6 protein-coding genes and 1 tRNA gene are annotated in these 6,458 nt (G+C 52.7%); all 7 read left to right on the top strand.

Translation table 11 applies throughout. The features are described 5' to 3' along the window. Positions 1-629, top strand: a 629-nt coding sequence (locus ACETWG_13095) for an aldehyde dehydrogenase family protein (protein ID MFB0517522.1), incomplete at its 5' end; no start/stop codon positions are given. 18 nt (positions 630-647) lie between these two features. Continuing rightward, the gene (lat, locus tag ACETWG_13090) at positions 648-1,976 is read left to right on the top strand and encodes an L-lysine 6-transaminase (protein ID MFB0517521.1); all 1,329 of its coding nucleotides are present in this window, start codon (positions 648-650) and stop codon (positions 1,974-1,976) included. Further along, entirely contained in the window at positions 1,977-2,657 is a 681-nt protein-coding gene (gene rsmI / locus ACETWG_13085; GenBank protein MFB0517520.1) for a 16S rRNA (cytidine(1402)-2'-O)-methyltransferase, read from the top strand. After that, entirely contained in the window at positions 2,621-3,271 is a 651-nt protein-coding gene (gene tmk, locus ACETWG_13080; GenBank protein MFB0517519.1) for a dTMP kinase, read from the top strand. The genes rsmI and tmk overlap by 37 nt, the downstream gene beginning before the upstream one ends. A 13-nt stretch (positions 3,272-3,284) precedes the next feature. After that, positions 3,285-4,928: a S41 family peptidase gene (locus ACETWG_13075; GenBank protein ID MFB0517518.1), complete on the top strand. Its 1,644-nt coding sequence runs from the start codon at positions 3,285-3,287 to the stop codon at positions 4,926-4,928. A gap of 91 nt (positions 4,929-5,019) precedes the next feature. Continuing rightward, a tRNA-Val gene (locus ACETWG_13070) sits at positions 5,020-5,094 on the top strand. Positions 5,095-5,142: 48 nt separating this feature from the next. Continuing rightward, positions 5,143-6,458 (top strand): threonine--tRNA ligase (thrS, locus tag ACETWG_13065; protein ID MFB0517517.1); only part of this gene is annotated, 1,316 nt, incomplete at its 3' end.

Below are 6,458 nucleotides of genomic sequence, written 5' to 3'. Positions count from 1 at the left end.
CCAGCCGTCTGATAATCCATGAAGCCATTCACGATGAATTTCTGGAGCGCCTCGTCACGGCGACCATAGCCCTTAAGCTAGGCAATGGCCTGGATGAGAGCGTAGACGTGGGCCCGGTTATCAATGAAGGTGCTCGGAAGAAGATTCACCGTTACGTTCAGATCGGGAAGCAGGAGGGGGCCAAGCTCGTTCTCGGGGGTGAATATGCAAACGGCGGAAACCTAGATAACGGCACCTTTTATCAGCCTACCATCTTCACCGATGTGGTTCCCGGTATGAAGATACACGATGAAGAGATTTTTGGTCCGGTGCTATCGGTCATGAAGGCAAGGGATTTAAGCGAGGCCGTTGAGCTGCTCAACGCTACGGATTATGGTTTGTCTTCATCCATCTACACCCGAGACGTCAACGCTGCCTTCACAGCTATGAGAGACATTCAAGCCGGCATCACCTATATCAATGGCCCCACCATTGGTGCTGAATGCCATATGCCTTTTGGAGGCGTGAAGAACACAGGCAATGGCCACCGCGAGGGAGGCGCGGCCGTGTACGAGTTTTTCAGCGAGCTAAAGACCGTCTATGTCGATTACAGCGGTAAACTACAGCGGGCACAAATCGATAACCGCTAGGGAAGGACTGAGGACTACATGACAAGATCAATTGAACCTGGTGACGTTCGAAAGGTACTCAGACGTCATATGCTCATCGATGGTCTAAAGCCAGTGATTGATCTGGAGAAGAGTCACGGCTCCTGGATTACTGATGCTATTACGGGGAAAGAGTATCTCGATCTGTTTTCCATGTTCGCTACTATGACCGTGGGGTACAACCATCCGGTACTGCTGGCCAATAAAGACAGGCTGGCCACAGTGGCAGTCAACAAGCCCACCCTTTCTGATATCTGTGCTCAGGAGTTCGCCGAGTTTGTGGCTGTCTTTGATGAGATAGGGATTCCGGATTACCTCCCACATGCCTTCTTCATTGAAGGGGGTGCACTGGCAGTAGAGAATGCACTCAAGGCGGCATTTGACTGGAAAGTCCGAAAAAACATGGCTGCGGGCCGGGGAGAAAAGGGGACTCAAGTCATCCATTTCCAGCATTGTTTCCATGGCCGGAGTGGCTATACCATGAGCATGACCGATAGCTACGATCCCCGGAAAATCCTATACTATCCCAAATTCAACTGGCCTAGGATTACCCATCCCCGGCTCCGTTTTCCCATTACCGACGCGGTTAAGCAAGAAGTTGAGGCTCTGGAGCGGAAGGCCCTGAACGAGATTACACAAGCCCTGCACGACAATCCCCACGATATAGCCGCTCTCATTATCGAACCTATCCAGGGCGAGGGGGGGGACCGCCACATCCGGCCTGAGTTTGCCCAGGCATTACGCCAAATCTGCGACGAGGAAGAAATCCTATTTATCTACGATGAAATACAAACCGGAGTAGGCATTACCGGCACGTTCTGGGGGCATGAGCATTTTGGTGAACATGCTCGCCCGGATATCCTTTCCTTTGGCAAAAAGAGCCAGGTATGCGGTGTTCTGGCAGGGAGACGTCTGGATGAGGTCGAGCACAACGTATTCCAGGAACCCAGCCGGATCAATTCCACTTTTGGTGGCAACCTGGTTGATATGGTACGCTTCAGCCTTATTCTCCAGGTTATGCGGGATGAAAACCTAGTTGATAAAGCCCGCAGTCAGGGACAATACCTGTTGGAGAAGCTGGAAGCTCTGGCCGAAGAATTCCCGGGCTATGTGTCCAACCCCCGGGGACGAGGTCTATTCGCCGCTTTAGATCTGCCATCAGGAACAGAACGGGATGCTGTCGTAGCGGCTCTTTTTGACAACGGAGTCATTGTACTGGGATGCGGGGACCGTTCCGTGCGATTCCGGCCGCATCTGACAGTTTCCCGCGAAGAGATAAACATGGCCTATGACCTGTTGGCCAAATCAGTGAGGAGCTGCCTAGCCTAGGTGCCATCCGGAATCCTCTACGTAGTATCTACCCCTATCGGTAACCTGAAGGACATTACCCTGAGGGCCCTGGAGATTCTCGATCAGGTGAATTTCATCGCCGCCGAAGATACGAGGACCACCAGCGTTCTCCTCAAACACCATGAGATATCCAAACGCATGATCAGCTATCACGAGCACAATGAAGCGCGCCGGGCGAATGAACTGGTACAGCTTCTGGAAGCTGGTGATAGCATCGCGTTGGTCTGCAATGCCGGCACCCCTACCATCAGCGATCCAGGCTATCGGGTCATTAAATTGGCGGTGGAGAGGAGCATCCCGGTGGTGCCAATTCCCGGTGCCAGCGCTGTTCTGGCGGCCCTGGTGACAAGCGGGTTACCTACCGATCAGTTTATATTTGAAGGATTTCTACCCAGGAAGAAGGGGCGCACAGCCCGCTTGCAGTCCCTGGCCGGCTTTGAGGGGACAGTGGTCATTTACGAATCCCCGCAACGGGTTGCTGAAACTTTGGTGGACATACTCACCCACTTCGGCAATCGCCGCCTGGCTCTTTGCCGGGAACTGACCAAGAAGTTTGAGACCGTGGTAAGGGGTACCGTCCAGGAAGTCATGGCTAGCGTCGGCGAACAGCCCCCCAAAGGTGAATGCGTCCTGGTCATAGGAAAGGAGGGGCTCTCATAACCGGTACATTTGTCACTTTCGAAGGTATCGATGGTTCGGGCAAATCCACCCAGCTTGATCTGCTTAAGAGGCGGCTGGAGGCCTTGGGGAAAACGGTTGCTGTGATCCGTGAGCCGGGTGGTACCGAGCTATCAGAACAAATCCGGACCTTACTGCTGGATCACCGAAGCAGGAATCTAAGCGAGCGGGCGGAAGCCCTGCTGTTTTCCACCGCTAGAGCTCAGCTGGTCCATCAGGTTATCGTCCCTGCCTTGGAAAGGGGAGAGGTAGTCTTGTGTGATCGCTACGCCGATAGTACGATTGCCTATCAGGGATATGGGCGGGAACTTCCGCTGGACGAGATCATTACTACCCAAGAATTTGCTACCAACCATCTCCGCCCTGATCTCAAGGTGCTGCTGGATCTACCGGTTGACGTGGCCGCTACTCGCTTATTAGGTTTTTTTGCCGATCGCATGGAAAGCGTCGGCCGGGCATTTCAGGAACGCGTTCGGCAGGGATATTTGAAAATGTCTCAGTCCGCACCAGAAGAATGGCTGGTAGTGAATGGCGATCAACCGAAGGAAAAAATTGCTGAGGAAATCGCATCACATGTGGAAAAAGAAATTCTTTAGGACTCATGAAGGTATGAAACGTCATCGCTTCTTTATTATCACCGTTATCGTGATATCGGTCGGATTCGGCGCACTAGCGGGTTCCGACCTGTTCAGGTCTATCTCCACCAACCTGCGCATCTATAATAACGTGGTCAAGTATCTCCTTTCGGATTACGTGGATGAGATCAACAGTCAGGAGCTGATATTGGCCAGCATCCGGGGGATGCTCGATGATCTGGATCCCTATACCGTCTACATCCGTGAGGAAGACCAGCCCTCAGTAGATATGCTGACCCAGGGCAAGTATGGCGGGGTCGGCATCCGATTGGGCGTCAGGGGCGATACCCTGACAGTGATCGCGCCCATGGAGGGCACCCCGGCCTATCGGGCGGGCGTGCGCGCAGGCGACAAGATTATCAGAATCGATCATGAAAGCTCACTGAACCTAAGTACTGACGAAGCGGCACAGAAAATCAGGGGAAAGCCGGGCACACAGGTGATTCTCACCTTCACACGCTATGGCGAGAAAGAACCACTGGATGTCACTCTAATCCGCGAAGAAATCAAGATAAACGACATGCCCTATTACGGCGTCGATGATGGGATCGGCTACATTCGTGTCAACCGCTTCTCCCGGGATACAGCCCAAGAATTCCGCAAAGTAGTCACGGAACTGCAGGTCCAGGGTATCGAGGGCTTGATTTTAGACCTACGGGATAATCCGGGCGGATTATTGCAGGATGCAGTAGTGATGGTCGATGCCATTGTTGAGCCCGGGGTTGATATTGTAGAAACCCGGGGCCGCACCAAGAAGGCCACTAACAAGTATATCTCAAAGAACGAACCGGCGCTCAATCCGGAAACGCCGCTGGTTATTCTGGTCAATAAAGGCTCCGCCTCCGCCAGTGAGATTGTGGCCGGTGCCATTCAGGATTTAGATCGCGGTGTCATACTTGGGGAACGCACCTTCGGGAAAGGCCTGGTGCAGAGCATCTACCCCGTAGGGAAGAATACGTCTCTTAAGCTAACAACCGCCAAATATTACATCCCTTCCGGTCGCCTGATCCAAAAGGAGGACTATTTAGAAAATGGTGTCCTGACCGATAGTCTTGATAAGCGTGATTCCCTTTTTGTAACGCGTAGTGGCCGAATCGTGCAGGGAGGCGGAGGGATTGTCCCCGATATTGAGCTGATTTCCCCACCGCTATCACCGCTTACGAGTCGACTCTGGTCCCGGAACCTCTTCTTCGCCTTCGCTACCCAACGGCAAAAAAGCTACGATCTCTCAATTCCGGTGTTGATCACTGATGAGATTATGGATGATTTTCGCAAATTCGTGCTGTCTCAGGATGTGAAGGTGACTTTCCCCGGTGAGAAAGAGCTGGAAGCCTTCGAGGCCACCATTGAAAAACTGGATTCGTTCGATGGCACGGTAGACCTGAGTGAGCTAAAGACGTATTATAAGAGCAGGGCTGAAATGGCATTTGACGACGAGTACGAGCAGATCAAGCGTATGTTGTGCCTGGAATTTGCCACCCTCCTTGGGGGCATGGGAGAGCGTACCCATACCGCTCTGAAAGAGGATCCCGGTTATCAACGCGCGGTAGGGATTTTGAAAACTCCGCTGGCTTATCAGGAGCTCCTGCAGCCTAACGGACAACCTGCGGACAATTAATAGGTTAAGGTACCTAGCCGTTGACATACTCCGGCCTAGCCATGTAAATTCTTTTCCGTCGATAATTGCTCTACAAGCTCGGGATAAAACCGGTCGATTAGCTCAGCCTGGTTAGAGCGCTTGCTTGACATGCAAGAGGTCACTGGTTCGAGTCCAGTATCGACCACGTTCGAGGACAGAGCAATGGAAACGGACACGAACACGCGAACTTTTAATGCCAGATATCCATATCACACTTCCCGACGGATCTGTCGAAACTGTCAAACCGGGCACTACCCCCGCTGATATAGCTCTGTCCATCAGTCAGCATCTGCACGGCGAGGCTATCGCCGCCACGGTTGACAATATGCTGGTCGATCTTCAGTATCCCCTCCAGAACGACGCCAGCGTTGAGATCATCAAGATGCAGGATGAGCGTGGGCACGAAGTTTTGCTGCATAGTACCGCCCACCTGATGGCTCACGCCATCAAGACTCTCTATCCCGAGGCCAAAATTGCCATCGGCCCGGCCCTGGAAGAGCGGTTCTATTACGATATTGACCTGGATCGTTCCATCACCGAGGAAATGCTGGCGGACATCGAAGCGGAAATGGGACGCATTGCAGCCGCTGATTATCCCGTCGAGCGCAAGGAGTTGAGTAGAGCAGAGGCACTCAAGCTTTTCAAAGAGAGGGGAGAGGACTATAAGCTGGAAATCATTGCTCAGGTCGACGAGGGTGATACCTTATCCGCTTACCAGCAATATAATTTTATCGATCTGTGTCGTGGTCCCCACGTACCCTCGACGGGGAAGATCAAGCACTTCAAGCTGCTAACTACCTCGGGTGCCTATTGGCGCGGCGATGAGCACAACAAGATGTTGCAACGCATTTACGGCACCTCCTGGCCTGACGAGAAAAGCCTGACTGATTTCCTCCATCGGCAAGAAGAAGCCAAGCGGCGCGACCATCGGAAACTGGGCCAGGAGCTGGATCTCTTTTCGTTCCACCCGATAGCACCAGCCAGCCCCTTTTTTCATCCCAAGGGAGCCATCATTTATCAAGAGCTGGTGAACTATATACGCTCGCTGTATCGCAAATATGGATATCAGGAGGTTATCACCCCACTGATCTTCAATGTGGATCTATGGAAGAAAAGCGGTCACTGGGAGCACTACCGGGAAGGCCTGTTCCTTATTCCCTTTGGGGAAAGTGAGGACGAGTGGCTGGGTGTCAAACCGATGAACTGCCCCGGTCATGCCTTGATGTACAGTTCCCAGTTGCATTCCTATCGTGACCTACCCATCCGCATGGCCGACTTCGGGCGTCTTCATCGGTATGAGAAGGCCGGTGTGATCTCCGGTCTTAACCGGGTACGCAGTTTCGTCATTGACGATGCCCATATATTTTGTACGCCGGATCAGATTGGCTCCGAAATCCACAGCCTCTTCCGAATGACCAAGGAGGTGTATGAGGTCTTTGGGTTTGAGGATGTCGAGGTTCTGCTCTCCACCCGTCCCGAGAAGTTCATGGGTAATCCTGAATTGTGGGA

This window comes from Candidatus Neomarinimicrobiota bacterium (genome assembly GCA_041862535.1).
In the GTDB taxonomy this organism is placed as follows: domain Bacteria; phylum Fidelibacterota; class Marinisomatia; order SCGC-AAA003-L08; family TS1B11.
This window is presented reverse-complemented; position numbering and strand designations above follow the sequence as displayed.